The sequence below is a fragment of the Oceanisphaera sediminis genome (assembly GCF_039539745.1).
GTDB classification, from domain to species: domain Bacteria; phylum Pseudomonadota; class Gammaproteobacteria; order Enterobacterales; family Aeromonadaceae; genus Oceanimonas; species Oceanimonas sediminis.
In genome coordinates this window covers 1-942 of record NZ_BAABDS010000054.1, presented here as the reverse complement: position 1 = coordinate 942, position 942 = coordinate 1, and the positions used below count along the sequence as shown (strand labels likewise).

General features: G+C 61.4%; 2 protein-coding genes. Both read left to right on the top strand.

The genetic code is table 11. The annotated features are described in order from the left end of the window. Positions 1 to 730: NADH-ubiquinone oxidoreductase-F iron-sulfur binding region domain-containing protein (locus ABD827_RS17780; protein WP_344966038.1), on the top strand; the 730-nt coding region annotated here is incomplete at its 5' end. A 3-nt stretch (positions 731 to 733) separates the two neighbouring features. Beyond that, on the top strand, positions 734 to 942 hold a 209-nt coding region (locus tag ABD827_RS17775), incomplete at its 3' end, for a 2Fe-2S iron-sulfur cluster-binding protein (RefSeq protein WP_344966037.1).

The following is a 942-nucleotide window of genomic DNA, read 5'->3' as shown; positions in this document are numbered from 1 at the left end:
AGAAACCTCGCTGCTGGAAAGCCTGGAAGGCAAGCGCGGCATGGTCCGCGCCAAGCCGCCCTTGCCGGCTATTGTCGGCCTGTTCGGTCAGCCGACCGTGGTCAACAACGTGCTCACCTTCGCCGCCATTCCCGCCATCCTCAGCGAGGGTGCCGACTATTATGCCAATTACGGCTATGAACGCTCCAAGGGCACCTTGCCGTTCCAGCTCGCCGGTAACCTCAAACAGGGCGGCCTGGTGGAGCTGGCGTTTGGCCAGAGCCTGAATGACTTGATTTACGACTTTGGCGGCGGCACCCGCAGCGGCCGACCGGTACGGGCGGTGCAGGTGGGCGGCCCCCTGGGCGCCTATCTGGCGCCGGAGCAGTTTGATGTGCTGCTGGATTACGAGTCCTTCACCAAAATCGGTGCCGTGCTCGGTCACGGCGGCGTGGTGGTGTTCGACGACACGGTCAACATGGCCGAGCAGGCCCGGTTCTCGATGGAATTCTGTGTCGAAGAGTCCTGCGGCAAGTGCACCCCCTGCCGGATTGGCTCGGTGCGCGGCGTCGAGGTCATCGACAAAATCATCGAGGGCGACAACAGAGCCGCCAATATCGAATTGCTGGAAGACCTGTGCGACACCATGATCCACGGCTCCCTGTGCGCCATGGGCGGCATGACACCGTTCCCGGTGAAGAGCGCACTCCAGTATTTTCCCGAAGACTTCAACGACTCGAAGGGGGCGTAAAAGATGGTTGAACATTTTTATCCCGAGAAGGATTACGGGACGCCGGCCCGGCTGTCGGAAAACCTGATCACCCTGAACATCGACGGTGTCGAGATCACGGTACCCGAAGGCACTTCGGTGATGCACGCGGCGGCCCGGGCCGACATCAATATTCCCAAGCTGTGCGCTACCGACAACATGGAAGCCTTTGGCTCCTGCCGGCTGTGCACGGT